This is a genomic window from Chryseobacterium sp. SIMBA_029 (assembly GCF_046535275.1).
Classification (GTDB): domain Bacteria; phylum Bacteroidota; class Bacteroidia; order Flavobacteriales; family Weeksellaceae; genus Chryseobacterium.
This window is the reverse complement of the sequence record NZ_JAWRXA010000002.1, coordinates 290,341-317,100: the sequence shown is the minus strand read 5'-3', so window position 1 is coordinate 317,100 and position 26,760 is coordinate 290,341. Positions and strand designations below refer to the sequence as shown.

Below are 26,760 nucleotides of genomic sequence, written 5' to 3'. Positions count from 1 at the left end.
CTGAAATTTTCGAAAAACACTATAAAGCTCATTGTAATGCACAAAAAAAACCACTTTTTACAAAGTGGTTTTTTATATATTCAGAAGATTATTATTTCAACTTCTTTTTAACAGCTACTTCCTCGTATACTTCAAGGATATCACCTACTTCAATATCATTATAGCCTTTTAAGTTCAGACCACATTCGTAACCTTTTGTTACTTCTCTCACATCATCTTTGAAACGCTTCAAGCTTTCCAATTCACCTTCAAACTTAACGATACCGTCTCTAAGAACTCTTACTTTAGAACTTCTGGTAACTTTTCCTGAAAGGACCATACATCCTGCAATTGTTCCAACTTTAGAAATTTTGAATACTTCTCTAATTTCAACATTTCCAATTACCTGTTCTTTGATCTCAGGAGAAAGCATACCTTCCATGGCTTCTTTCACCTCATCAATAGCAGCATAAATTACTGAGTATGTCCTGATTTCGATTTCTTCTTTATCAGCTAGATCTTTAGCATTTGCACCAGCTCTTACGTTAAATCCAATGATAATTGCATCGGAAGCCGTTGCTAAGTTAACATCAGATTCAGTAATCTGTCCAACTCCTTTATGCAAGATATTTACATTGATCTCTGCCGTAGATAATCTCTGCAACTGATCAGAAAGTGCTTCTACAGAACCATCCACATCCCCTTTCAGGATAATGTTCAATTCTTTGAACTCACCTAATGCAATTCTTCTTCCAAGTTCTTCAAGAGTAGTATGCTTTTTAGTTCTTATTGAAAGTTCTCTTTGAAGCTGCTCTCTCTTATTAGCAATTGCTTTAGCTTCACTTTCATCAGAATACACCTTAAATTTATCACCTGCTGTTGGAGCACCATCTAAACCTAAAATAGTAACAGGAATTGACGGGCCGGCTTCTTTAAGGTTTCTACCTCTTTCATCAAGCATTGCTTTTACTTTACCGTGGTTTTTACCTGCCACAACATAATCTCCAACTCTTAGGGTACCGGTTTGTACTAACATTGTAGCAACATATCCTCTACCTTTATCTAATGAAGCTTCAATAACAACACCTTGAGCTGCTCTATCCGGGTTAGCTTTTAAGTCAAGCATCTCTGCCTGAAGTAATACTTTCTCTAAAAGAACGTCCATGTTATTACCAAATTTCGCAGAAATTTCCTGCGCCTGAACATTTCCTCCCCATTCTTCTACCAGGATATTCATTCCAGAAAGCTGCTGACGGATATTATCCGGGTTTGCAGATGGTCTGTCTACTTTGTTCAAAGCAATAATCATTGGTACGCCTGCTGCCTGCGCATGAGAAATTGCTTCTCTTGTTTGAGGCATCACATCATCATCCGCTGCAATCACAATAATTGCGATGTCGGTGATTTGAGCACCTCTGGCTCTCATTGCGGTAAACGCTTCGTGACCAGGTGTATCTAAGAATGTAATTCTTTGTCCGTTTTCTAATTTTACATTATATGCTCCAATGTGCTGAGTAATACCTCCTGACTCACCGGCAATAACGTTTGTTTTTCTGATGTAGTCTAGTAATGATGTTTTACCGTGGTCAACGTGACCCATTACAGTTACAATTGGTGCTCTAGAAGATAGATCTTCTTCAGTATCCATATCTTCTTCAGATTCTACCTCTTCCAAGTCAGCATCTGAGAATTCAATTTTATATCCAAATTCGTCTGCTACTAATAATAAGGTATCAGCTTCCAGTCTTTGGTTCATGGTTACCATTACTCCAAGAGAGAAACATGCAGAGATCACTTCTGTAGGAGAAACATTCATTAAGCTCGCTAATTCACCTACTGTGATGAATTCAGTTACTTTTAATGTTCTGTCCTGAGCATCGATTTCCTGCTGACGTTCGTCCTGTTCTCTACGGTATGTTCTCTTGTCTTTTCTGTGTTTTGCAGATTTAGACTTACCTCCTTTATTAGTAAGTTTTTCAAGGGTTTCCTTGATCTGGTTTTTAACCTGCTCATCAGTAAGTTCAACAGGCATCGTTCTTTGTCCTGGTCTGTTATTGTTCTGACCTGGTTTTTTGAACCCGCCACCTTGACCTGGAGGACGATTTCCTTGGTTATTTCCAAAACGGTTTCCACCTGGACCTCCTTGTCCCGGAGGACGGTTTCCACCTGGGCCACCTTGCCCTGGAGGACGGTTTCCTTGAGGACCCGTATTAGGTCTGTTTCCACCACCTTGCTGGTTATTATTTCCGCCTTGTTGGTTATTACCTCCATTTTGAGGAGTATTGTTACCACCCGGCTTCTCAATTCTCTTTCTTTTCTTTTTAGCTCCGGAGCCTGGTTTCGGTGCAAACTGAGATAAGTCAATCTTTTCACCAACAATCTTAGGACCGTCTAGTTTTTGATAAACTGTCTCAATTTTTTGAGATTCCTGAGGTTCAAATTCGTTCTTTCGAGGTTCTGTTTTTACCTCAACAGGCTTAGCCGCTGGCTCAGCCACTGGTTTTGGAGTTTCTTTCACCGGCTCAGCTGGTTTTTCCTCCGCTTTTTTCTCTTCCACTTTTGGCTTATCTTTTTTAGCCGGTCTATTTCTCGTTTCTATTTGGGACAAATCAATTTTATCCAGAACTTTGAATTCCTGTTTTTCAGGAGCCGCTTTAACTTCAGGTTCAGGTACCGGTATCACCACTACTTCTTCTTTCTTTTCTTCTACTACCGGTGCAACTGGAGCTGCAGGAGCTTCTTCAACTTCGGGCTTCTTAGGCTCCAAGTCTATTTTACCTAAAATTTTAGTTTCTGGTTTATTAGCTTTAGCTCTTATTACTTCAGGGGTTTTCTTTTCCTCAATTTCCAGTTTCTCTTCCGGAACTTTGGTGATCACCACCTCATGGGAAGCTTTTCGTTGTTCGCCATCCTTGGCAAACTCAGCTTCCAATGCAGAATATGCCGCTTCTTCTAATTGAGCGTTAGGATTGCCTTCAACCACGATCCCCTTGGATTGTAAAAACTCCACTAGTCTGGACATCGATATGTTGAATTCCTTAACCGCTTTATTTAATCTTATTTTTGGCATCTATTATATTTACTATTTTTTTAATTCTTAAAATTAAAGTATTTCTTTTTACTGTTATTAAAATTTATTAAAAAATCTTAATCTTCAAATTCTTCTCTTAGAATACGCTTCACATCTTCAATAGTCTCCTCTTCCAAGTCAACCATATTCAAGAGGCTCTCAGTCTCTTTATCCAACACTGATTTTGCAGTAGTAAGACCTACTTTTTTAAATTCATCCAGAACCCACTGTTCGATGTCATCGTTAAATTCTCTCAAATCAACATCATCGTCTTCACTAGATTCTCTATATACATCAATTTCATATCCTGTTAACCAAGAAGCAAGTCTGATATTCTGTCCTTGCTTACCGATTACCTTAGAAATTTCTTCAACAGGCGTATATACTAATGCATAGTTTCCATTCTCGTTGATATCAATTTTGTTGATGGTAACATTCCCTAAAGCTCTTTTTACCAAAATTTCAGGGTTTTTAGACCACTGAATAACATCGATGTTTTCATTTCTCAACTCTCTTACAACTCCGTGAATTCTAGATCCTTTAACACCCACACAAGCACCAACCGGATCTATTCTGTCGTCATAAGCATCTACTGCAATCTTCGCCTTCTCACCAGGAATTCTCACTACTTTTTTAAGTATAATCGTTCCATCCTGGATTTCAGGAATTTCCAGCTCCAATAATTTTTCTAAGAATTTAGGTGCAGTTCTGGAAATAATAATCTGCGGTTTAGAACCTTTAAAGTCTACCGTTTCTACAATAGCTCTGATGTTCTCTCCCTTTTTAAAGAAGTCGGAAGGAATCTGATTTTCTTTTGGTAAAATAAATTCATTGTCTTCATCATCCAGCAAGATCACATGTTTGTGACGGATATGGTGGATTTCTCCGATAACAATTTCCCCGATTTTATCTCTAAACTGCTCATACAACATAGCATTGTTATGCTCCTGAAGTTTTGTTGCTAAAATCTGCTTCAACGTAAGGATATTCCTTCTTCCCAATTGGGCAACAGGAATTTCCATTGTAAAATCTTCCCCTACTTCAAAAGTAGGATCAATTTTCTTTGCTTCAGAGATTTCAATTTCCAAATCATCATCTTCAGACATCTCATCTTCTACAATAGTTTTATTCAAAAATATCTGAAAATCTCCTTTATCAGGGTTCACAATCACATCAAAATGATCATCTGAATCAAATCTTTTTCTCAAAAGTGTTTTCAGTGAATCTTCAATAATTGCCATAAGATCAATCTTACTGATCCCCTTTTCGTCTTTAAAATCACCAAAGGATTCAATCAACGCTATATTATCCATCTATTCTTTTTTCTTTTTAAAATTTAATTACTACTAATGCTTTCTTAATCTCAGAGTAAGGAATTTCCTTTTCCTCTTCCACATCTACTTTTCCTTTGCCGATATCTTTCGGTTTACGGTAACGCAGAATAAGTGTGATTTTCTCTTCATCCACTTTGGACAGCTCCCCTTCGATTGTAGAAGAATCCTCGAGCATTACCTCAATTTCTCTTCCCATATTTTTATTGAACTGTCTTGGAGTTGATAATGGCTCGCTCAGTCCTGCAGACATCACCTGAAGGCTAAAGTCATGCTCTTCACGATCCATATTGAATTCTACTGCACGGCTTGCATCAAGGCAGTCCTGCAAAGTAACTCCGTTATCACCATCTAAAATCACTGTAATATCATCCCCTGCCGAAAATTTTAAATCAATAAGAAATAAATCTTTTCTGGTTTCAAGGAATTCATTTAATAATGTTTCTATATTCTTTCTAAACTCCATAAAATTTTACCTTGATTTACCTGTACGAAAAAAGGCTTTCTCCCGAAGCCTTTTCATTATTTTCTGTAAATCCATTGCAAATATACGCATTTTTTCTAAAAAAGCAAAATCATCTTATAATCAAGCAAATAAGTTAGAATTCATTTATAGTAAATTAAAAGACACCGTGAAGGTATTTTTATTATTTTTGTCCTTGAATTTAAAAAACAGACATTTTGAATATAACGATTGTAGGAACAGGTTATGTAGGATTAGTCACTGGGACTACCCTGGCAGAGCTTGGCAATTCAGTATACTGTGTTGATATTGATGAAAAAAAAGTAGAAGGTTTAAAAAACGGCGTAGTTCCCATCTATGAGCCGAACCTTGAAGAGATGTTCCACAGAAACATTCAGTCCGAAAGACTATTCTTCACCACCAATCTTAAAGAAGCACTGGACAAAAGTGAGGTCATTTATTTAGCCTTACCTACCCCTCCCGGAGAGGATGGTTCGGCAGATCTTTCTTATGTTTTACAGGTAGCCAATAATATCGGCGAACAAATGACCGAATACAAGGTCATCGTTAATAAAAGTACAGTTCCCGTAGGAACAGCGGATAAAGTAAGAGAAGCTGTTTCTTCAAAAACAAACATCCCTTTTGATGTGGTTTCCAATCCTGAATTCTTGCGGGAAGGTTTTGCCGTTGAAGATTCCATGAACCCTTCGAGAGTGGTTGTAGGAGCAAACTCCGAAAAAGCAAAGGACATTATGGCTAAAATTTACCAGCCATTTACCAATATTGGAATTCCTATTATATTTATGGATGAAAAATCGTCCGAACTTACAAAATATGCTGCCAATTCATTCTTAGCTGTAAAAATTACCTTTATGAATGAAATTGCAAACTATTGTGAAAAAGTAGGTGCAGATGTTGATAAAGTAAGATTAGGAATGGGGAGTGATGACAGAATAGGACACCGATTTTTGTTTCCAGGAATCGGGTACGGAGGAAGTTGTTTCCCTAAGGATGTAAAAGCATTGATAAAATCCGGAAAGCAGGAAGATTTTAATTTTCAGATTCTTGAAGCCACAGAAAATGTAAATAACACTCAAAAAGTAATTTTAGTTTCTGAAATTGAAAAATATTTCGGAGGCAGCATCGAAGGAAAAAAAATTGCAATGTGGGGATTGGCCTTTAAAGCTAATACAGACGACATCCGGGAGGCATCCTCTTTAGACAATATTGCATTACTATTAAAAAAAGGCGCGAAAATTGTTGCGTATGACACCGTTGCTGAAAATAACGTAAAAAAACTTCTCGGCGATCAAATACAATACGCCAAAGGAATGTATGATGCACTGGAAGACGCAGATGCTTTATTCATTGCTACAGAATGGCCGGAATTTAAAAACCCAAACTTTGACCTTATTGCCAAAAAAATGAAAAATAAGGTTATTTTTGACGGAAGAAACATGTACCCACTGGAAATTCCAGAACAAAATGGGTTCTATTATAAAAGTATAGGAAGAAAGACAATTTCAAAATAAATAGATGAAAAATATAATTATCACGGGCGGTGCAGGATTCATCGGATCCCATGTTGTAAGAGAGTTTGTAAAAAACAATCCGGATTCTACCATCATCAATCTTGATGCTCTTACGTATGCCGGAAATCTGGAAAATTTAAAGGATATTGAAAATGAACCCAATTATGTATTTGAAAAGGCAGACATTACAAAACCTGAAGAATTAAGAAAAGTATTTGAAAAATACCATCCGGATGCCGTTGTACATTTAGCGGCTGAAAGTCATGTAGACCGAAGCATTACAGATCCTATGGCTTTCATCGAGACGAATGTAAATGGAACAGCCAACCTTCTGAATCTATGTAAAGAATTCTGGACAATGAACCCAGACCATACTCACGGAAGATTCCCAGATGAAAAAAGAACGAACTTATTTTATCACGTTTCTACAGACGAGGTGTATGGAAGTTTAGGAGAAACAGGTTTTTTCCTTGAAACTACTTCATATGATCCACAGTCTCCGTATTCAGCATCCAAAGCAGCTTCTGACCATTTGGTAAGAGCGTATGGTAATACTTACGGAATGCCTTTTATCGTATCCAACTGTTCTAATAACTATGGACCGAATCATTTTCCAGAAAAATTAATCCCGCTTTGTATCTCGAATATCATCAACGAAAAACCATTACCTATCTACGGTGACGGAAAATACACAAGAGACTGGTTATTTGTAATTGATCACGCCAAAGCTATCCACCAAATTTTCAACGAAGCTAAAACTGGGGAAACTTACAATATCGGAGGTTTCAACGAATGGCAGAATATTGATCTTGTAAAAGAGCTTATCAAACAAATGGATGCTAAATTAGGAAAACCGGAAGGTCATTCTGAAAAGCTGATCACTTTTGTAAAAGACAGACCTGGTCATGACAAACGCTATGCTATTGATGCAGCAAAATTAAATAAGGATTTAGGTTGGAAACCTTCTGTAACATTTGAAGAAGGTCTTTCAAAAACAATCGACTGGTATCTTGAAAATAAGGAATGGTTAGAAAACGTAACCAGCGGAGACTACCAAAAATATTACAACAACCAGTATAACTAAAACACAAAGAAGATGAAAGGTATCATTTTAGCAGGCGGGTCTGGAACCAGACTTTACCCTCTCACCATTGCAGTAAGCAAGCAGCTGATGCCGGTTTATGATAAACCGATGATTTATTATCCGCTCTCAACATTACTGCTGGCAGGAATTAAAGACATTTTAATTATTACTACCCCACACGATCAGGCTGGTTTTATTAAATTACTGGGAGACGGTTCACAAATCGGATGCAATATAGAATACATCGTACAACCAAGTCCGGACGGTTTAGCACAAGCTTTTATTTTAGGTGATCAGTTCATAGGTAACGATTCAGCTGCATTGGTTTTAGGTGACAATATATTTTATGGATCCGAAATGGGAACATTATTGAAAAACAAGACCAATCCAAGCGGAGGCGTTGTCTTTGCATACCATGTTTCAGACCCTGAAAGATATGGTGTTGTAGAATTTGACAATAACCTTAAAGCGGTATCTATTGAGGAAAAACCGACCAATCCAAAATCTAATTACGCTGTTCCCGGGTTATATTTCTATGACAATGAAGTGGTAGAAATTGCCAAAAACATACAACCTTCTCCACGAGGAGAGCTTGAGATCACCGATGTCAATAATGTTTACCTGAACAGAGGCAAACTTGAAGTTGGTGTTCTAGACAGAGGAACTGCATGGCTGGATACAGGAACTTTCGATTCTCTTCATGATGCTTCCGAGTTTGTAAGCGTTATTGAAAAAAGGCAAGGTTTCAAAATTGGATGCATAGAAGAGATTGCTTTCAGAAATAAATTCATTAATGAAGAGAAACTACTGGAAACAGCAGTAAAATATGGAAAAAGCGGCTATGGTGAATACCTGAAACAGCTCGTAAAAAAATAACATCCCGATTTTATAAATTTCACAAACTATTGGCTTTATGGCCAATAGTTTTTGTTCATAACAACAAATATTAATATATTAGTTGTCGATTTCTGGTTTTATGTAAATAATAATTCATAAAACAAAAAACTGCGAACGAATTAATTATTATAAATTTGTAAAAAATTTACACAAATGAATGAACCACAACAAAAGTGGACAGAAACAATTGAAGATAGCCATTCTTTATTTGATTTGAAACTCAAAGAGGTCTGGAGATATAAAGATCTGATCTATATGTTTGTAAAACGAGATTTTATATCCAGTTTTAAACAAACTATCCTAGGGCCTATCTGGTTTTTCATCAACCCTATCTTCACGACCATCACTTATCTTATTGTTTTTGGAAGAATTGCCAATTTACCTACAGATGATGCACCACCAATACTATTTTACCTGGCCGGTGTTACCCTCTGGAATTATTTCTCAACCTCATTAATAGGAACATCTTCTACCTTTATAGGCAATGCCAGTATATTTGGAAAAGTATATTTTCCAAGGCTTGTAACCCCTCTTTCTATTGTATTATCCAATTTAATGCGTTTTGGAGTACAGTTTATGTTGTTTCTTATTGCTTGGGGCTATTACTTGGCAAAAGGGCAGGTTCACCCTAATATATGGGTATTAGCCACTCCTTTCCTAATTATTCTAATGGCATTATTTGCTTTAGGAGTGGGAATGATCTTCTCAGCTTTGACAACAAAATACAAGGATCTTAGTATGTTGTTAGGGTTTGGTATAAGTTTGTATATGTATGCTACACCTGTTATTTACCCTACCTCTGCCCTTCGCGGTGTTTTCAAAGAGCTGGCATTTTACAATCCTTTGACGGGTATTTTTGAGTGCTTTAAGTATGCATGGTTAGGTGTTGGCGATTTTTCGCCATTAATGCTGGCAATCAGCACATTTATTATTCTCATCATCTTATCAATAGGAGTCGTTATTTTCAACAAAGTTGAAAAAACCTTCATGGATACCGTATAATTATTCCCTTTTCTTTAAAAATATAAATTGAAAAAAAATATGCTGGCCTTAAAAGCAGAAAATATATCAAAACAATACCGCCTCGGACAGGTGGGTACAGGAACACTCTCTCATGATCTCAATAGATTCTGGTATAAAGTAAGAGGAAAAGAAGACCCTTATTTGAAAATTGGAGAGACAAATGATCGAACTATAAAAGGAGATTCTCAATATGTTTGGTCACTTCGTGATATCAACTTTGAAATAGAAAAAGGAGAAGCCGTGGGTATCATTGGAAGAAATGGTGCAGGAAAATCTACATTACTAAAGTTATTGAGTAAAGTAACCAAACCTACTACCGGAAAAATATACACCAACGGAAGGATCGCTTCTTTATTAGAAGTAGGAACAGGTTTTCATCCGGAAATGACAGGACGTGAGAATATATTCTTGAACGGGGCCATTTTAGGAATGACTCGTAAAGAAATCAGAAGCAAATTCGATGAAATTGTAGATTTCTCTGGAGTAGAACGATATATTGATACTCCTGTTAAAAGATATTCTTCAGGAATGTATGTCCGATTGGCATTTGCTGTTGCAGCCCACTTAGAATCTGAAATTCTTATTGTAGATGAAGTGCTGGCCGTAGGAGATGCTGAATTTCAAAAGAAGTGCTTAGGAAAAATGAATGATGTGACCAAAGGAGAAGGAAGAACTATTCTTTTTGTGAGCCACAATATGGCGGCTGTTAAGCAACTTTGTACATCGGGTATTTTACTAAAAAATGGAGAAGTTGCCTATCGGGGGACGATGCATAGCGTATTGGAAAACTATATCATTAACGAGCTATCGCCTACTACAGCCTTTAAATATGTTGAAGATATAAGTAAAAAAGCGCAGATTCAAAAAGTCAAAATATACAATAACAAATCTGTAGAAACAATTGAGTTTGGACATAATGATGATATTAATATTGATTTAGATTTCATCAACAGAAGTGTGAAAAATGGTGTGAGAGTAAACATTGCTGTTTTAGATAAATTTGAAAATGTAATCTTTATTACCAGAAAGGTGATTGAAGGTAAGGAAAACAATTTAAAAATAAAGATCGAAGGCGGTAAATTAATCCCGAACACCTATATGCTTTCTATCGCCATAGATACTCCGGCAGTCGAACTATATGATGCTATAAAAGGAGGCATCCAGCTTAATATTATTGAGACAGGGCATGATAACTTTATTACCGGAGATACTGACAATGGAATCATAAGTCCTCCTGTAATATGGATGTAGTCATGGGTAAAAAAATATTAATCCTTTCCACAGGTGATGTAAACGGGGCATACGAAGCCATGTATAAAGTGGGACATATTATGAAAAATATGGGGCACGAAGTTGTTATGTGTGTAAAACAAAAAACAAAAAATGAAGATTTCATTAAAGTTTACAAACATACTACTTCTTCCGTGGCACATCCTGGATTACTAACAAGAGTAATCAATAAATTAAAGAATAAAATCAAGCCCGTACAGATAAAAGCACTCCTTAGTACAGACGGCAAATATGCTTTTTTAAGTAAAGACGAGTTGTCAGAAAATATTAATGTTCAAAGTATGCTGAAAACTGTGGGCTTTACACCTGATTTTATTTTCACAGGAATGACCATTGATTTTCTCAACACAACAGATCTTCTCAATATATACAATGCTACTAAAGCAAAAATATATAATGTTACGGTAGACATGAATCATTTCACCGGAGGATGTCATTTTTCGTGGGGATGTGACGGTTATATTAGAGGATGTGATGAAAATTGTCCCGCTATTACAAAAGAGAGTGAAAAAATAGTGGCAAAGAATAATTTTGACAGAAAATATGAAAATGCCCAAAAAGCTAATTTTCAAATCATTGCCGGTTCAGGATTAACATTAACACAGTCTCAAAATTCGAAGATTTATAAAGATCAGAAAACAATTTATAATATCAACAGTTTAATTGATACCAATTTACTCAATGACAAGAATAAATCAATAGCCAAAAGGATTTTTTCATTGTCTGATGACCACTTCTATATTTTGACAGGAGCTCAGAATATGGAAGACCCCAGAAAAGGCTTCACATATCTGATAGAGGCTCTTGAAATACTGGATCAGGAATTACCTCAGCATGTAAAGGATAAGATCGTTCTGCTGGTGGTTTCTAATAGTGTAAATGAAGAATTTGACAAAGTTACCTTCACCAAACAGAAAGTAGATTATATAAAAGACTACAGACTACTCGCATTACTGTATCAGGCTGCTGATCTTTTTGTGAATTCCTCAATTGAAGATTCAGGACCTATGATGGTTTCTGAAGCTTTAGCCTGCGGAACTCCGGTTGTAGGTTTTGATACAGGTGTACTAACCAATATGATAATAGATAATTATAACGGGTATAAAGCTCCGTTGAAAGATAGTAAGAAATTAGCTGAAGGAATTAAAAAGATCTTTGAACTCAATAAGGATTCTTACAGTATTTTTTCTAAAAATGCAGTTAAACAAGTGGAAGAATTTTCATCCTATGAATATGCAGAGGAAATTTTCACTAAAATTTTGGAACAGGATGATCAAAAGACTTTATAACGAAAAAATTTCCGGGCTTGGCCTTTCTATTTTCAGAATTGCCTATACTATAGTATTATTCTGTGAGGTAGTTCAGCTCAATTATTTTAAACACCTAATTTTTGATAAAATTCCATTTATAAGACCCGCTGAAATTGATTTTGGTATTCCTATAAAAATATGGATGATTGCTATCATTTTTATAATGTTGGGACTCTTCACAAGATTGGCAACAATCATTAATTATCTAATGACAATTATACTGGTGGGCAGCATAACTACCTATGAGTATCATATGTTTTATGCTTATCTGGGAATCAACTTTCTCTTAATGTTTTTACCTATATCCAGAAATTTATCTCTGGACAGGCTTTTGTTAAAGTACAAATATTCCAATACCCGATTTCAGTATAACCCGCCTGAAAAAATCAGTGCTTTATGTTACCTGGTTCCTATATTCGTCGGATTAGCTTTTGTATATTTTGATTCCATATTTTATAAATTTACATCGGCTTACTGGACTGTAGGATTGGGAATGTGGTATCCAAGCAGTCTTCCTTTTACCAATTACATTTCCATTCCTTACATACTGGATCAGAAATACCTGATGCTATTTTTGGGATATTTAACCCTTATTTTTGAATTGGTTTTCATTTTTACTTTTTTCCTGAAAAAATGGAGAATTCCATTGCTTATTATTGGATTAGGATTACATCTGGGCATTTTGATATGCTATCCTATTCCTTGGTTTGGATTAGGGATGTGTACCATTTATCTGCTGATGGTTCCTGTTTCCTGGTGGGAAAAATTGTTTAAAAGCTCTGAAAAACCAGCCCTGCTCACTTTTTATTACGATGGTGAATGCCCCCTTTGTAACCGTACCAAAATTACAATACAGCATTTTGATATTGCCAAAAGGATTGATTTCAAAACGGTACAATATTATGCGGAACAAAATGAATTATTAAAAGAAATTCCTACAGATGAACTTCTGAACGATATTCATTCTGTAAGAAACGGAAAAGTTTATAAAGGACTGGATACCTATATTCAGGTTTTCAATGCTATTACTTATTTAAAACCATTAAGCTGGATTTTACGTATTCCCGGTATTTACCACATTGGAAAAGCTGTTTACCAATACATAGCCAAGAACAGAAATACAGAACGCTGTACAGAAGAAAACTGTGGTTACACACCACCGCTAATTCCTGTGGATGAGGATAAAATAAAGATCCTTCAGAATTATACCGTTAAGGATTTTAGGATCTCCCTTATCAAAGGAAGCCTGTGTCTCGTTATACTATTTCAAATAATTGTTTCTTACAATTCTATAAAGAACAAAGGAGGTTTCGAAAATACCTCAGCTGGAAAAGAAATGAGTAAATTCTCAGATGCCGTAGAAAAACCAACTAAAACATATTTTGGAATTACCCATCATGCCGTTTTTATGGATTATCATTTTAATCAATATAACCATATTATTTCTGTTGTTTATGTTGATAAAAAGGGCCAGCAGGTATGGCTGCCTATTATTAATAAGAATGGAACGGCAGGAAGCTATCTTCATGGCCCTACATGGATCAAGTGGACTTTCCGTACTACAGATAATATCATTAATCAGGAAAATCTTAAAAGAGGAATCCGGGATTTTACCGCATTTTGGGCAAGGATGAATGGAGTAAGTCTGGAAGATTCCAAATTTATAATTAAAGTAAAGAAAATTGATACCCCTCCTTATCATTGGGAAAAAGGCTTTCTAAAAAAGCAAATGGAAAAACCATGGATGGATGCAGGTATTGTAACCTGGTGTGATAATAAATACACTATAGACATCAAAGAAATTGAAAGTTTATAACATTTTATTGAATAAAAATCTTACCCTCAAATTTTAAAACAATAAAAAATGAAAAAAATTGCAATATTAGGAGCCAGTTACTTACAACTTCCCCTTGTTCAAAAGGCAAAGGAGAACGGATTGGAAGTTCATTGTTTTGCCTGGGATGACGGCAAAGCGATTTGTAAAGATATTGCTGACCATTTCTATGACGTTTCTGTTTTAGAGAAGGAAATAATTCTTAAAGAATGTAAATCAATAGGAATAGACGGCATCCTTACTATAGCTACAGACATCTGCATTCCTTCCATTGCATATACAGCCAATAACTTAGGCTTAATTGGAAACAGTATTGAGTGCTCATTACTGACAACCAATAAATCCTTAATGAGACAATGCTTCAAGGAAAACGGCATACCTTCTCCCCAATCCATCACTGTTTCCGAATTTAATGCAAAAGACTTTGAATCATTCACCTATCCTTTAATCATCAAACCCTCAGATAGATCAGGAAGTTTAGCTGTTATTAAAGTTACTTCGTTGGAAGAATGTAAAAAAGCGATAGAAAATGCAGTACAGGTTTCCTTTTCCAAAACCTGTGTGGTAGAAGAATTTATCAAAGGAAAAGAAGTAAGTGTAGAAACTATAAGTTATAAAGGCGAACACCTGATTATCACCATAACGGATAAAGAAATAACGGAAGAGCCTTATTTTGTAGAGCTGGCACATCACCAACCAAGTGCTTTTTCTGAAGAAATCAAAGATAAGATCCGCGAGGTCAGCTATCATATCCTGAATGCTACAAAGGTTGAAAACGGAGCGTCTCACATAGAGCTTATGATTACTGACGAAGGAAAAGTTTACCCTATAGAAATAGGAAGTCGCATGGGAGGTGATTTTATTGGCTCGGATCTCGTTCAGCTTTCTACAGGCTTTGATTATCTGCAGGCCGTATTGGATATAGCATTAAACCAATATACCCTTCCAGAAAGTGTGCAGTCAGTAGCATACGCTGGTGTCTATTTTCTGTCAGAAGAAACAGAATATCTTCTTCCTGTTATTAAGAGTGATAACCAAGAGAGTTATATTGTTAAAAAAGAACTTTTATTAGACAGTCTTAAACCTGCCCACTCAAGCAATGACAGATCCGGCTATCTGATTTACAGATCTTTCGATCATAAAATAATTTTAGAATAAAAAAATAATGTAATTTTCCACACAATATAACACCACAAATATGAAAAGAATTGCCATTATAGGCTCAGGACATTTAGGACAGCAGATCGCTTACCACATCCATCAGGATTCCGGCGATAAAGTTGTCGCCTTCTTCGATGAGTTTCAGCCGGTAAATACCCTTATCAGCCAGATTCCCGTTATTGGAGGAAATAATGACATTATTACAAAATATCAGCAGAATGAGTTTGATGCAGTTCTAATAGCCATTGGTTATAAACACCTTGGCGTAAAAAAAGAACTGTTTCAGAAGCTTTCCGGTAAAGTTCCCTTTCATACGTTTATTCATTCTTCTTCTTACACGGATCCGTCCGCGTCTATCGGGCAGGGATCAGTAATTTATCCCGGATGCGTTATTGACCAATATGTAAGAATTGAAGAAAATGTTTTAGTAAATATTTCCTGTACCGTCGCACATGATTCGGTCATAGGAAGCCATTCCTTTCTATCTCCATCAGTTGCCATTGCAGGTTTTGTAAACATAAAAGAACAGTGTATTATAGGAATTAATTCTACTATTATAGATAATATTACCATAGCTGCCAAAACCCAGATAGGAGGTGCAGGTGTTGTGATTCAAAATATTGACGAGCCTGGGCTGTATGTAGGAAATCCTGTCAAATTTATACGATAAGCTGATGGATATAAAAAAACATATTTTTTTTGGCGGATTAAATGAATTAAGGGCAATTGCTGCCTTTGCTGTTATTCTGCACCATATTGAACTATTTAAAAGCCGTGACAAACTTCCCTCTCTATTAGGTTCAAAGTATACATCATATTTTATTGAGCATTTAGGTAAAAACGGTGTACATCTCTTTTTTGTCCTCAGCGGTTTTCTGATCACTTATCTTTTACTATCTGAAAAACAAAAAAGCGGCCGCATCAACCTGAGAAAATTCTATTTAAGAAGAATATTCAGAATATGGCCTTTGTATTATATTATTGTTCTTATATCCTTTATTCTGATCCCTTTTTTAGCCAATTCTTTTACCTTGTTCGCTGATTCTTCCTCGTATTATAATATAGTAGTCAGCCAATCGGATTATGGCTTAAGAACCATATTACTTTATGTTTTCTTCCTTCCTAATTTTGCACTACACGAAGGAAAAATTATTGTAGGAGCGTCCCAATCCTGGTCTGTGGGAGTAGAGGAACAATTTTATATAATATGGCCCCTTATTGTATCTTTTTTTAACAAAAAAGTAACATCTGTAATTTTTGGTGCTATTCTGGTCGCCATCGTATTGATAAATTTTAAATTTTATAATTCCATATTAAGTACAATAGTGGCCATCATTCCAATTGAATATATGGCAATTGGTTCATTAGGAGGTTATTTTATTCAGAATGTTCCGATATTATTACACAATACACAAAAAGTAAATTCATTTATACAACGGTACTGATATTGATAGGATTCTTGATTGCTGTTCCTGTGTTCAAACTGTATATTCAGAGCCTTACTTTAGGATTCCTGTTTCTGTTGCTTATTCTGATTACCATCAACCAATCCAATCCGCTACCTCTCAGGAACAAATATCTATCATTCTTAGGAAACATCTCTTATGGTGTTTATATGTACCATCCTTTTGTGATGTTTTTGCTATTCCCTGTTTTTTATAAGATATTAGCATTTTATAATAATATATTTGTATTCAATATTGCGATATATATTTGTATTCCAGTTTTAACTGTTATGATTAGTTATCTTTCTTTCAAATACGTTGAGAAAAAATTTATAAAAATTAAAGATGCAAAATTTAAAACACTATGATCCCATTTAACAAACCATTTATTATTGGTAAAGAACTTACATACATCGAAGAAGCGGTAAGAAGCGGTAAAATTTCCGGTGACGGAATGTTTACAAAAAAATGCCAGCAATTTTTTGAAGAAAAATATAACTTTCCTAAAGTACTCATGACAACATCATGTACAGATGCTTTGGAAATGGCAGCCATTTTGTGCAACATAAAACCTGGAGACGAAATCATCGTTCCAAGTTATACGTTCGTTTCTTCAGCAAATGCATTTGCCCTTCGAGGAGCAAAAATAGTTTTTGTAGACTCATATCCTGACAACCCTAATATTGATCCTGCAGAAATAGAAAAACACATCACAGATAAAACAAGAGTTATCGTTCCTGTTCATTATGCAGGAGTTTCCTGCGATATGGAAAAAATAATGGATCTGGCTCACAAACACGACTTGTTTGTAGTAGAAGATGCTGCACAAGCCATTGACAGCTATTATACGTTCTCAGATGGTACAAGAAAAGCATTAGGTTCTATAGGGCATTTTGCCGCCTTTTCTTTTCACGAAACAAAAAATATCATCGCCGGGGAAGGTGGAATGCTTGTCATTAATGATTCCAAATATTTTGAGCGGGCTGAAATTATTCGAGAAAAAGGGACAAACAGAAGTGCTTTTTTCAGAGGAGAAGTTAATAAATATGGCTGGGTAGATCTAGGTTCTTCATTTTTACCTTCAGAGATCATCTCTGCCTTTTTATATGCTCAATTAGAGAATTTAGAAATCATTCAGAAAAAAAGATTAGAAATCTGGAACAGATATCATGATGGCTTACTTCCTTTAAAGGAAAATAGTTTTATTATATTGCCTGACATTCCTTCGTATGCTACAAACAATGCCCATATGTTTTATATTGTTTGTAAAAGCTATGAAGAAAGAAGCAATCTAATACAACATTTAAAAGCTCAAGATATCCACCCTGTTTTTCATTATTTAAGTTTGAACAAAAGTGATTTCTTTTTAGCAGATAATCCTGCAATAGATATTCCTAATTCTGATCATTTTACAGATTGTCTGTTGAGACTGCCATTTTACTATGAATTGTCTGAAAGTGAACAGAATACAATCATAGAACTGATCAATAGCTTTTTTACAAAATAAGAAGGATACAATCATTCTCAATACTAAATTATGAATTTTTTAAAAAAATATATTGTAAAATTTCTGAGCAAAGTGCTGAATTCAAGCACATATAAAGCCCAGCAGCAAGCTAGAAATAATGCTTGGGCCAGAAATAATTTTAAAAAATTTGACGCCAACTCCAACCTTCCGGACGTCTTTTATATAAAAAATCCTGAATATATATCGATAGGTAAAAATTTAATGTCTTTATATAACTTAAGATTAGAAGCATGGGATAATTTCAGAGGAGAAAAATATACTCCTGAAATAGTAATTGGTGATAATGTAATCTTTAATTCTGATGTTCATATTGGAGCTATAGATAAAATTGTCATAGGAAATAATGTGCTCATGGCAAGCAGAATATATATATCAGACCATACGCATGGAAATATAACCGGTGATGATCTGAAAAATGTCCCGGCTATGAGGCCATTACATTCCAAAGGTCCTGTCATTATTGAAGACAATGTATGGATTGGAGAAGGAGTATGCATTCTTCCGGGGGTTACCATTGGCGAAAACTCTATTATTGGAGCTAACTCTGTAGTAAACAAAAGTTTTCCAAAAAACTCTGTCATTGCAGGAATACCCGCCAAAATAATAAAAACATTAGAAAACTGATTATGAAAAAAATAAGACCAATCGCCATACATTTGCCACAATATCATCCGTTCCCGGAAAATGATGAATGGTGGGGTAAGGGTTTTACAGAATGGACGAACGTCACAAAAGCAAAGCCATTATTTGACGACCATTACCAGCCACATCTTCCTGCAGACTTAGGATTTTATGATTTAAGGCTGGAGGAAGCAAGAATGGCGCAGGAACTTTTGGCCAAAGAATATGGAATTTATGGGTTCTGTTATTATCATTACTGGTTTAATGGGAAGAGATTAATGAATGAGCCCGTTGACAGAAAATTAAAAAATCCAAAAGAAGATTTACCTTTCATGCTATGCTGGGCCAATGAAAACTGGACCAGACGCTGGGATGGTAACGATCATGAAGTACTCATTGAACAAAAATACTCCGTTAAGGACGACGAAGATCACATCGATTTTCTGCTTCCTATTATGAAGGACCCAAGATATATCAAGGTAAATAATAAGCCCATTATTGTCATTTACAAACCTAATATTCTTCCTAATGTACAGGAAACCATTAAATGCTGGCGGGAAAAGGCAAAAGCAGCAGGACTAGAACTCTATATCTGTCATATGGTTTTTTCTTATCAGAAAGACTGGGATCAGTTAGTGGATGGGTTTGATGCTGTAGTTGATTTTGAACCTTTTGGAATACGCAGAAAAAGTGTTTTCAAAGAAATTCAGGAAAGAAACACGAAACCTGAGAAAGGGATTATAGATAAAATTAAAGGGCGTCTTGGGAAAAAAATAACAGAGAACACATACAATTCCGTTCCTTACAAATGGATGGGAGAAAATTTAGCCCCTCAAAAGGATTTTCATTGTAAAATCTTTCCATCTGTTGTACCCGGATGGGATAACACTTCCAGAAGAGGTAAAAACCCTACCCTGATACTTGAAGATTCAACACCGGAATATTTTGAAAACTGGCTTTCAAATATTAAGTCAGATTTCACCCCATATTCTGAAGATGAGAACTTCATTTTTATTAATGCCTGGAATGAATGGGCAGAAGGTAACCACCTGGAACCTGACCAAAAGTTTGGAACGCAATATCTGGAATCCGTTAAAAAACTATTTTCGAATCAATGATGAAAAAAATAAAACCACTGGCATTTTATCTCCCTCAATACCACCCTGTTCCGGAAAACGATGAATGGTGGGGCAAAGGATTTACCGAATGGACCAACGTCGCAAAAGCAAAGCCTTTATTTGAAGGACATGAACAGCCTATATATCCTGCAGATCTGGGATATTATGACCTTCGTCTCCCGGAAGTTAGAGAACAGCAGGCCCAAATGGCAAAAGACTATGGTGTGCATGGATTTATCTATTATCACTATTGGTTCGGAAATAACAAGCAACTATTAGAGCGTGTCGCAAAAGACGTATTGGAGACAGGAAAACCCGATTTCCCTTTCTGCTTCTGCTGGGCCAATGAAACCTGGTCAGGAATATGGCACGGCTTATCAGAAAAAATATTGGCAGAACAGGTATATCCTGATGAAAAGGACCTGATTGCTCATTTCGAATACCTTTTACCTTTCTTCAAAGACGACAGATATATAAAAGTGGATAATAAACCGGTTTTTATTATCTATGACCCCAATCACTTAAATGAAGGTGATCCATACTATATTTCGAAATTCAGAGAACTTGCCAAGGAAAATGGTTTTGATGATCTGTATATTATGGCTTCCAATAAACTTCGTGATGATCTTCTCGATTATAAATCGCTGGGATATGACGGCAAGATTTCCAATGCATTTCAAAAAGCATGGGGCCCTTACATTGAAGCCAAAGAATATATATCACACTATAAATACTATAAAAACAGGATCAAAGGGCTGATTGGAATTAAGCGAAAAAAACAGCAGCAGGTCAGAATGCAGGATGCCAGTTTAGTAGTTAATGATTTAAAATTTGAAGAAAAGAATATTCCTACATTTCCATGTGTATTACCCAACTGGGATAATACTCCAAGAAGTGGCTACAGAGGAATTATACTGACCAATAATTCACCGGCACTGTTTGAAAAACAAATAGAAAAAGCCTTAGAATATTTAGAAGATAAAAAGTATCCGGAACCTTTTTTAATCATTAAATCATGGAATGAGTGGGCAGAAGGAAATATTCTGGAACCGGACAGAAAAAATGGCTTTGCCTATTTGGAAACCCTAAAAAAAACGTTACATAAACACGATATAAATGAGTAAATTCAGCCTACTTATTGCCAATTATAATAATGGCCATTTTTTTGAAAAATGCTACCAAAGTTTAATTTCCCAGACTGAAACAGATTGGGAGGCTGTTATTTTAGATGATGGATCAACTGATAATTCGCTTGACATCATAAAACAGATTACCCAAAATGATTCCCGATGTAAAATATACCAAAACGAAGGAAATAAGGGAATCGGATATACCAAAAGAAGATTAATAGAGCTTTCAGAAGCTGAAATATGTGGCTTTTTGGACCCTGACGATGCATTGGTTCCCCAGGCATTGGAAATCGTTCTAAAAACCCATGAAGAAAATAAGGAAGCAGGCCTGGTATACTCAAATCTGATATTCTGTGATGAACACTTAAACCCAAAGTCAGTACATAAAGGAAAACAGATCACAGCATTAGATGAATCTTACTATAATTTTAATGGTGAGATTTCACATTTTGCCTCTTTTAAAAAGAAAATATATAAGCAGACATCCGGTATTGATACATTTCTAAAGATTGCTGAAGATAAAGACTGGTACATGAAAATGTGTGAAGTCGCTCCTGTTAAGTACATAGATGAAGATCTCTATTTGTACAGAATCCATAATAACGGAATTTCCACCAATAAAAATACCGAGAAAGCTTTGTACTGGCATTGGGTAGCCTTGATTAAAATGGCTGAAAGAAGAAATGTTAATATAGAAGACCTTTTTGTTCAGAATTATGTATCAAAAAAAAGGTATGAACACGTCACCAATACCTTAGGCCGTGTAAAAAATTCAAGATGGGCAAAACTAGGAAATACACTTGGGTTATTTAAAATTTTCAAATACTTATAATCCCTTTTGAAAATCAAATATTCCCATGAACTCTTATATATCAAAGCTTATACGATTTTATAATGATGTTCAGAAAATGACATATAAAAACTTAAACAGATAGATATAAGTCCTGATACAATGTAAATGATGTACGTTGTAGTATCGGCTTAATTAGAAAAAAAATTATTGATGATTATTGGAAATGGTTTATTAGCAAATGCTTTAAGGAATTATGACAGAGATAGCATTCTTTGTTTTGCTTCCGGAGTTTCAAATTCACTGGAAGAAAATCCTTCTGAATTTGAAAGAGAGCTTACTCTTTTAAAAACTAACGTTGAAAAATATCCTGATAAAAAGCTGGTATATTTTTCAACATGCAGTATTTATGATCCCACAAAAACAAACAGTCCCTACGTAATCCATAAATTAAATGTGGAAAAGTTTATTGCTGAAAATTGTACAGATTTTGTGATTTTCAGGGTGGGAAATGCAGTAGGAAAAGGAGGAAACCCTAATACTTTGATCAATTTTCTCAAAAACGCAATTGTATCGGAAACTCCATTTACTCTTCACAGTAATGCCGGAAGAATCCTGATCGGCATACATGATATTGCTTTATTTGCTGATCGTTATCTTGACAGCCTTACCAATGAAATTGTGAATCTGGCATTCCCTTATCAGTACTCGCTTTCAGAAATTCTGTCTCAACTGGAAAAGCACCTTGACAAAAATGCAGTGTACGAAAATACAGATGAAGGTTCTTTTTATACCATTGAATTCAGCCCTCTTACAAAAGAATTTTTTACCGGAATATCATCAGAAAACTATTTAAAAAAATTATATTCAGCTTATTTATAATAAAAAAACAAATCAAATGGGTCTTTTCTTGTAAATCAGCGTCCCCTGTTTAATACAAGAAAAATTGTACCTTTACCCCCGTGAATTCCGCATCAGAATAACAGCTTATGTACATTCACTTTTTTATATCCCTCAATAAAAATTATACAAATGTTCGAAACAACTTTAATCAGGATTTCCCCTCCTGAAAATGATTACAAAAAACGAATGGAAGTCTTTCCTTTCCAACAAAAACATACTGCTTTAGCAGATACCACACACGGATATCAACATTTTTAAAAACTATTGTAATGATCTTTTTTAGAATAAAAAACATAGGTAATGGCAAATAAAGTATCCATCATTGTTCCATGCTTTAACCATGCAAAATATCTGGAAGAATGCATCCAATCCATTAACAACCAGTCCCATACCAATTGGGAATGTATCATTGTAAATGATGGTTCTACGGATGACACTGAAACAGTATCCCGAAAGCTCGAAAACGAAAAAGTACGATATATATATCAAGAAAACAAAGGGTTGCCCGGAGCAAGAAATACGGGTATCAGAAATGCTACCGGAGATTATATTCTGCCTTTGGATGCAGATGATACATTGAATCCGCTCGCTTTAGAAAAAATGATTGCTGTTTTTAATCAGACACCAGAAACTTTAATTGTTTTTTCAGATACGGTAACTTTCGGAAGCACCAACAAAAAGTCTAATTTACAGGAAAAATTCACCCTTAAAGAACTTCTTTTAGGGAACAAATTATACTGTACTTCTATGTTTCCCAAAAAATATTTTGATGCAGGAATCATCTTTGATGAAAAATTAAGACATGGCTTTGAAGACTGGGAATTCTGGATCCAGCTGATAGATGCTAACAGGGAAAAACCTATTACCAAAATAGATTATACTGTTTTCAATTACAGATCACATCCCGAAACATCAATGATCAAAGAGATCGTTGGAAATAACGACAAAAAAGAGATCATTTACCATGCGGTTTATGAAAAACATAAGAAACTCTTTCATGAATTTTTCCCAAGCTATATTGCCCTCTTGAATAGAAAGAATTTCTATGAACAAAAACTGGAGAGGATATACAGCAGCAAACCATACAGAATATATAACTTTTTAATAAATTTGTTTAGATGAGCCAGTTCGTACATATTATAATGACAAGATTCAATGTTCCAACGAAGGGTTGGGACGAGACCCGTTCAGGATTCAAACCTCTTACAGAAGAATGGCTGGACGACAGGTTCAAACTATTCAGAACCTATGTTCTTCCTTCTTATAAAAACCAGACTAATCAGAACTTTATCTGGCTTCCTTTTTTTGATGTTAATACTTCTGATAAATTCAGAAAAATTATATCCGAGATATCAGAAGAATATCCGACATTCAAACCAGTTTTTGTAAAGGATTTTGACGATATGAAAGTTAAAGCGGTAGAAGTGATTCCACAATTCTTTACTCCGGATACCAAATTTGTCATTACTTCTGAACTTGATAACGATGATATGCTCCATAAAGATTATGTAAAAACTGTACAGGAGCACTTCAAGCCTATCCATGATCTTGTCATAGATTTAAGAAGAGGATACCAGCTGACCATTCTACCAGAGCACAAAGCTTTAGTAAAGGCTTATAATGCCGTAGCTAATCCTTTTGTGAGCTTAGCAGAAAGCACTGATAAGTTTAAAACCATGCTTAAAGAAAGAGCTCATAACAGCTACCGTGATTATGAGAATTTCTCCGTGGAAGACAGCAAAGAGATGTATATTCAGATTGTTCATCAATTTAATTTAATGAATACATCGTTTAAACATAAAGCAATACCTACAGTAGACTTTTCAGAATATGGAATGACTGAAGAAACAAGGTTTACAATAGACGGATTCAGAACACTTCAGCATAATATTGGCAGAATCCCTTTTGTACTAGGCCTTATTGCAAAAAAAATATTTAAGAAATAAGATAACCTATTATAAAGCTTAACGTTCTACATAAATTAAGGGAAATTTCAGCAGTACCAGTTTACTGCTTCCATTTTCGTGAAACTATAAATTTTCCCCTGATTTCAATCCTGGTAATATAGTATTCAACAAAGAAAATGCCTGGATTCCTGTAGTATTTTGAAGAAAAAAAATTCCCAATTATTTACCATTAAAAGCACAGCTTGATACCAATGAAAATTTCCATAATAGTTCCCGTTTACAACGCTGAAAAATTTGTTTCTCAGGCGGTAGAATCAGCTCTTCAATTTGAAGAAGTTCATGAGGTTATTTTAGTCGAGGATAAATCTCCGGACAATGCATTGCTGGTCTGCCAGGAACTCGCAGAAAAACATAGCAGAGTAAAGCTCTATCAGCACCCCGACAAAGCCAATCATGGAGCCGGAGCCAGCAGAAACTTAGGGATACAAAATGCAACAGGAGATTTCATCGCATTTCTGGATGCTGACGATTATTATCTTCCCAACCGGTTTGATGCAGAAAAAGAACTCTTCAAAAATGAAGCAGTTGAAGGTGTTTACGGTGCTATAGGAGTACATTATTATTCCGAAAAAGCAAAGGAACAGTATTACAGAGTATTCGGAGACCGATTAACTACTGTTTATAAAAAGCATGATCCTAAAGATGTTTTCCCGGGACAGCTTAATATGAGAGGGACTTTTGGTCTTTTCAGTATTGATGCCCTAACCATAAGAAAAAGCGCTTTAAAAAAGATGGAATTTTTCTTTAAAACTCATCTGAAACTTCATCAGGATACCGAATTTTTGTTCCGTTTATCTTACTACCTCGACTTATATCCCGGAATTCTTGATAAGGCAGTTGCTATCAGAGGAGTACACGAGAACAACAGAATTACCAAAATAGATTCCCGGGAAGTAAAGCCTGCTACGACAAGAGTCGTACTATGGAAAGAAGTAAACCATTGGGCAGAGCATGAAGCTACACTTCCTAAAGAAATTAAGCTCCACATAAAAAGAGTATACCGAAGTTTTGAGATTGCTAATGCTCCTTTTCTACAAAAATGGGGAATGATCACAAAATATCTGTTGACAGACTACCAAAGTATACGTTCAGGATTATATAATATTAATTTCAGGAAAGATCTTTTTTAACAGCCTTCAGCATCGTTTTTTTATTTTTTTGAAAACCTGATCTTTCTTAAAAGATTTCTCATCGGCTTTTCAATCAATTGGTAAAAAAGTGCAGAACTGATCAGCAGAATAATGATATATATTCCAAATACTGTATCAATACCTGGACTATATTCTTTCCATTTTAAAAATTCTCTTAGGATGTACAATACAGGAATATGGGTGATGTATATCGCGTAGCTTATCTCACCCAAATATTCCAGTGGTTTCAGAGAAAAGAGTTTCGTGATGCTTCCGCTGTTACTGGAGATCAGTATAATGGCAGGTACAAAAAGTAATGCCATTAAGCCATTATGGTAAAAAAGAGGAACAAATATTAAAGAAATTAAGATCAATCCAAAGACCAGAATTAATGGCAGATCATAATTTTTGGGGTTGTAATTTTTCATAAAATATATTCCTGCCAGATTTCCGATCAGAAACTCATTGAGATGCCAGAATGGGAAATAATACAGAAATTCGTGGCTTTTGGTATGTGGCCCTTCATACATCCAGGATGCTTCATACCAATTGGAAAAGACCTGAGTAACCAACCATATACCAATCGTAAAGATCCAGATGTATTTATTTTTTTTAGAATAAAAATGGTTGTATAAAAACGGAAAAAGCAGATAGAAAAAGAATTCTACCGAAATCGACCATCCAGGAAAATTTAAGATCATTGCCTTTCCCGGTATCCAGCTCTGAACTCCCAGCAAATATAAAATGAGCTCATATAAATCAAATACATTGTATCTGGTCATAAAATATAATAAAAGCCCTATAACGTACAAAGGATAGATTCTCGCAAACCTGTTTTTATAAAACTCCCAATAATCAATTCTGGACTTTCCGCTATACGCTACGATCATGATAAATCCCGAAAGAATAAAAAAGTAACTGACACCTACGTTGGCTCTTAAAAAAAGATTGGAAACAGCCCCTATTTTATATAAAAACAGATCTTTGTTGAAATGAGAAATAACAATTGCTATGGAAGCAATAAATCGGGTAAATGTGATCTGACTTATCTTCACAAAAATAATTCTTTACTTTATTAAAATACCTGCACAAAATCTACAATATCTATCTTCCTTGAGTTTTCAAAGAACTCCCTGTTTGATTTGACGACAGTC

At 35.3% G+C, this 26,760-nt stretch carries 24 protein-coding genes; 20 read left to right on the top strand and 4 right to left on the bottom strand.

Features of this window, described 5'->3' with window-relative positions; genetic code table 11:
- Positions 1 to 91: 91 nt before the first annotated feature.
- The 3 genes from infB to rimP form a co-directional block, all read right to left on the bottom strand.
- Positions 92 to 3,049, bottom strand: a complete 2,958-nt coding sequence (gene infB, locus SB679_RS04665) for a translation initiation factor IF-2 (protein WP_410701044.1) — start codon at positions 3,047 to 3,049, stop codon at positions 92 to 94.
- A gap of 77 nt (positions 3,050 to 3,126) precedes the next feature.
- The gene (gene nusA, locus SB679_RS04660) at positions 3,127 to 4,362 is read right to left on the bottom strand and encodes a transcription termination factor NusA (RefSeq protein ID WP_410701043.1); all 1,236 of its coding nucleotides are present in this window, start codon (positions 4,360 to 4,362) and stop codon (positions 3,127 to 3,129) included.
- Between the two features lie 16 nt (positions 4,363 to 4,378).
- Complete coding sequence (gene rimP, locus SB679_RS04655) at positions 4,379 to 4,846, bottom strand: ribosome assembly cofactor RimP (RefSeq protein WP_410701042.1); 468 nt, start codon at positions 4,844 to 4,846, stop codon at positions 4,379 to 4,381.
- A 215-nt stretch (positions 4,847 to 5,061) separates the two neighbouring features.
- On the opposite strand from rimP, the gene SB679_RS04650 reads away from it, so the two are divergent.
- The 20 genes from SB679_RS04650 to SB679_RS04555 all read left to right on the top strand — a co-directional run bounded on the left by SB679_RS04650 (position 5,062) and on the right by SB679_RS04555 (position 25,606).
- The gene (locus tag SB679_RS04650; protein WP_410701041.1) at positions 5,062 to 6,375 is read left to right on the top strand and encodes a UDP-glucose dehydrogenase family protein; all 1,314 of its coding nucleotides are present in this window, start codon (positions 5,062 to 5,064) and stop codon (positions 6,373 to 6,375) included.
- A gap of 4 nt (positions 6,376 to 6,379) precedes the next feature.
- Entirely contained in the window at positions 6,380 to 7,459 is a 1,080-nt protein-coding gene (rfbB, locus tag SB679_RS04645) for a dTDP-glucose 4,6-dehydratase (RefSeq protein ID WP_410701040.1), read from the top strand.
- A gap of 12 nt (positions 7,460 to 7,471) precedes the next feature.
- The gene (gene rfbA / locus SB679_RS04640) at positions 7,472 to 8,335 is read left to right on the top strand and encodes a glucose-1-phosphate thymidylyltransferase RfbA (protein ID WP_410701039.1); all 864 of its coding nucleotides are present in this window, start codon (positions 7,472 to 7,474) and stop codon (positions 8,333 to 8,335) included.
- A gap of 174 nt (positions 8,336 to 8,509) precedes the next feature.
- The gene (locus SB679_RS04635) at positions 8,510 to 9,358 is read left to right on the top strand and encodes an ABC transporter permease (protein ID WP_410701038.1); all 849 of its coding nucleotides are present in this window, start codon (positions 8,510 to 8,512) and stop codon (positions 9,356 to 9,358) included.
- A gap of 39 nt (positions 9,359 to 9,397) precedes the next feature.
- Entirely contained in the window at positions 9,398 to 10,630 is a 1,233-nt protein-coding gene (locus tag SB679_RS04630; protein WP_410701242.1) for a polysaccharide ABC transporter ATP-binding protein, read from the top strand.
- Positions 10,631 to 10,632: 2 nt separating this feature from the next.
- Entirely contained in the window at positions 10,633 to 11,958 is a 1,326-nt protein-coding gene (locus SB679_RS04625) for a glycosyltransferase (RefSeq protein WP_410701037.1), read from the top strand.
- The gene (locus SB679_RS04620) at positions 11,939 to 13,795 is read left to right on the top strand and encodes a DCC1-like thiol-disulfide oxidoreductase family protein (protein WP_410701036.1); all 1,857 of its coding nucleotides are present in this window, start codon (positions 11,939 to 11,941) and stop codon (positions 13,793 to 13,795) included. Before SB679_RS04625 ends, SB679_RS04620 begins: the two co-directional genes overlap by 20 nt.
- A 48-nt stretch (positions 13,796 to 13,843) precedes the next feature.
- Entirely contained in the window at positions 13,844 to 14,971 is a 1,128-nt protein-coding gene (locus SB679_RS04615) for an acetyl-CoA carboxylase biotin carboxylase subunit family protein (protein WP_410701035.1), read from the top strand.
- Positions 14,972 to 15,011: 40 nt separating this feature from the next.
- Positions 15,012 to 15,644 (top strand): acetyltransferase, encoded by a 633-nt coding sequence (locus tag SB679_RS04610; RefSeq protein WP_410701034.1) that lies wholly within the window; start codon positions 15,012 to 15,014, stop codon positions 15,642 to 15,644.
- Between the two features lie 4 nt (positions 15,645 to 15,648).
- Positions 15,649 to 16,419 carry an acyltransferase family protein gene (locus SB679_RS04605; RefSeq protein ID WP_410701033.1) on the top strand — a complete coding sequence of 257 codons (771 nt, stop codon included), beginning with the start codon at positions 15,649 to 15,651 and terminating at the stop codon, positions 16,417 to 16,419.
- Positions 16,420 to 16,783: 364 nt separating this feature from the next.
- Positions 16,784 to 17,926, top strand: coding sequence for a dTDP-4-amino-4,6-dideoxygalactose transaminase (gene rffA, locus SB679_RS04600; protein WP_410701032.1), 1,143 nt, complete (start codon positions 16,784 to 16,786; stop codon positions 17,924 to 17,926).
- Between the two features lie 30 nt (positions 17,927 to 17,956).
- Positions 17,957 to 18,571 (top strand): DapH/DapD/GlmU-related protein, encoded by a 615-nt coding sequence (locus tag SB679_RS04595; protein ID WP_410701031.1) that lies wholly within the window; start codon positions 17,957 to 17,959, stop codon positions 18,569 to 18,571.
- A gap of 2 nt (positions 18,572 to 18,573) precedes the next feature.
- Positions 18,574 to 19,686 carry a glycoside hydrolase family 99-like domain-containing protein gene (locus SB679_RS04590; protein WP_410701030.1) on the top strand — a complete coding sequence of 371 codons (1,113 nt, stop codon included), beginning with the start codon at positions 18,574 to 18,576 and terminating at the stop codon, positions 19,684 to 19,686.
- Positions 19,683 to 20,810, top strand: coding sequence for a glycoside hydrolase family 99-like domain-containing protein (locus SB679_RS04585; protein WP_410701029.1), 1,128 nt, complete (start codon positions 19,683 to 19,685; stop codon positions 20,808 to 20,810). Before SB679_RS04590 ends, SB679_RS04585 begins: the two co-directional genes overlap by 4 nt.
- The gene (locus tag SB679_RS04580; protein WP_410701028.1) at positions 20,803 to 21,648 is read left to right on the top strand and encodes a glycosyltransferase family 2 protein; all 846 of its coding nucleotides are present in this window, start codon (positions 20,803 to 20,805) and stop codon (positions 21,646 to 21,648) included. The genes SB679_RS04585 and SB679_RS04580 overlap by 8 nt, the downstream gene beginning before the upstream one ends.
- Before the next feature lie 171 nt (positions 21,649 to 21,819).
- Positions 21,820 to 22,488, top strand: a complete 669-nt coding sequence (locus SB679_RS04575) for an NAD-dependent epimerase/dehydratase family protein (RefSeq protein WP_410701027.1) — start codon at positions 21,820 to 21,822, stop codon at positions 22,486 to 22,488.
- A gap of 150 nt (positions 22,489 to 22,638) precedes the next feature.
- The gene (locus SB679_RS04570; RefSeq protein ID WP_410701026.1) at positions 22,639 to 22,767 is read left to right on the top strand and encodes a hypothetical protein; all 129 of its coding nucleotides are present in this window, start codon (positions 22,639 to 22,641) and stop codon (positions 22,765 to 22,767) included.
- 42 nt (positions 22,768 to 22,809) lie between these two features.
- Positions 22,810 to 23,631 (top strand): glycosyltransferase family 2 protein, encoded by an 822-nt coding sequence (locus SB679_RS04565; protein WP_410701025.1) that lies wholly within the window; start codon positions 22,810 to 22,812, stop codon positions 23,629 to 23,631.
- On the top strand, positions 23,628 to 24,455 hold the full coding sequence (locus tag SB679_RS04560; protein WP_410701024.1) for a glycosyltransferase: 828 nt from the start codon (positions 23,628 to 23,630) through the stop codon (positions 24,453 to 24,455). Before SB679_RS04565 ends, SB679_RS04560 begins: the two co-directional genes overlap by 4 nt.
- A 212-nt stretch (positions 24,456 to 24,667) precedes the next feature.
- Complete coding sequence (locus SB679_RS04555) at positions 24,668 to 25,606, top strand: glycosyltransferase family 2 protein (RefSeq protein WP_410701023.1); 939 nt, start codon at positions 24,668 to 24,670, stop codon at positions 25,604 to 25,606.
- A gap of 20 nt (positions 25,607 to 25,626) precedes the next feature.
- On the opposite strand, the gene SB679_RS04550 is transcribed toward SB679_RS04555, so the two are convergent.
- Complete coding sequence (locus tag SB679_RS04550; protein WP_410701022.1) at positions 25,627 to 26,661, bottom strand: acyltransferase family protein; 1,035 nt, start codon at positions 26,659 to 26,661, stop codon at positions 25,627 to 25,629.
- Between the last annotated feature and the right edge of the window lie 99 nt (positions 26,662 to 26,760).

What these genes read in the sequence shown, in the direction of transcription:
- SB679_RS04590 (WP_410701030.1), top strand. Translation starts at nt 18,574, where the DNA reads ATGAAAAAAATAAGACCAATCGCCATACATTTGCCACAATATCATCCG.
- SB679_RS04620 (WP_410701036.1), top strand. Translation starts at nt 11,939, where the DNA reads ATGATCAAAAGACTTTATAACGAAAAAATTTCCGGGCTTGGCCTTTCT.
- SB679_RS04585 (WP_410701029.1), top strand. Translation starts at nt 19,683, where the DNA reads ATGATGAAAAAAATAAAACCACTGGCATTTTATCTCCCTCAATACCAC.
- rfbB (WP_410701040.1), top strand. Translation starts at nt 6,380, where the DNA reads ATGAAAAATATAATTATCACGGGCGGTGCAGGATTCATCGGATCCCAT.
- SB679_RS04560 (WP_410701024.1), top strand. Translation starts at nt 23,628, where the DNA reads ATGAGCCAGTTCGTACATATTATAATGACAAGATTCAATGTTCCAACG.
- SB679_RS04625 (WP_410701037.1), top strand. Translation starts at nt 10,633, where the DNA reads ATGGGTAAAAAAATATTAATCCTTTCCACAGGTGATGTAAACGGGGCA.
- SB679_RS04575 (WP_410701027.1), top strand. Translation starts at nt 21,820, where the DNA reads ATGATTATTGGAAATGGTTTATTAGCAAATGCTTTAAGGAATTATGAC.
- infB (WP_410701044.1), bottom strand. Translation starts at nt 3,049, where the DNA reads ATGCCAAAAATAAGATTAAATAAAGCGGTTAAGGAATTCAACATATCG.
- SB679_RS04605 (WP_410701033.1), top strand. Translation starts at nt 15,649, where the DNA reads ATGGATATAAAAAAACATATTTTTTTTGGCGGATTAAATGAATTAAGG.
- rffA (WP_410701032.1), top strand. Translation starts at nt 16,784, where the DNA reads ATGATCCCATTTAACAAACCATTTATTATTGGTAAAGAACTTACATAC.
- SB679_RS04630 (WP_410701242.1), top strand. Translation starts at nt 9,398, where the DNA reads ATGCTGGCCTTAAAAGCAGAAAATATATCAAAACAATACCGCCTCGGA.
- rimP (WP_410701042.1), bottom strand. Translation starts at nt 4,846, where the DNA reads ATGGAGTTTAGAAAGAATATAGAAACATTATTAAATGAATTCCTTGAA.
- SB679_RS04565 (WP_410701025.1), top strand. Translation starts at nt 22,810, where the DNA reads ATGGCAAATAAAGTATCCATCATTGTTCCATGCTTTAACCATGCAAAA.
- SB679_RS04635 (WP_410701038.1), top strand. Translation starts at nt 8,510, where the DNA reads ATGAATGAACCACAACAAAAGTGGACAGAAACAATTGAAGATAGCCAT.
- SB679_RS04615 (WP_410701035.1), top strand. Translation starts at nt 13,844, where the DNA reads ATGAAAAAAATTGCAATATTAGGAGCCAGTTACTTACAACTTCCCCTT.
- rfbA (WP_410701039.1), top strand. Translation starts at nt 7,472, where the DNA reads ATGAAAGGTATCATTTTAGCAGGCGGGTCTGGAACCAGACTTTACCCT.
- nusA (WP_410701043.1), bottom strand. Translation starts at nt 4,362, where the DNA reads ATGGATAATATAGCGTTGATTGAATCCTTTGGTGATTTTAAAGACGAA.
- SB679_RS04570 (WP_410701026.1), top strand. Translation starts at nt 22,639, where the DNA reads ATGTTCGAAACAACTTTAATCAGGATTTCCCCTCCTGAAAATGATTAC.
- SB679_RS04595 (WP_410701031.1), top strand. Translation starts at nt 17,957, where the DNA reads ATGAATTTTTTAAAAAAATATATTGTAAAATTTCTGAGCAAAGTGCTG.
- SB679_RS04610 (WP_410701034.1), top strand. Translation starts at nt 15,012, where the DNA reads ATGAAAAGAATTGCCATTATAGGCTCAGGACATTTAGGACAGCAGATC.
- SB679_RS04555 (WP_410701023.1), top strand. Translation starts at nt 24,668, where the DNA reads ATGAAAATTTCCATAATAGTTCCCGTTTACAACGCTGAAAAATTTGTT.
- SB679_RS04580 (WP_410701028.1), top strand. Translation starts at nt 20,803, where the DNA reads ATGAGTAAATTCAGCCTACTTATTGCCAATTATAATAATGGCCATTTT.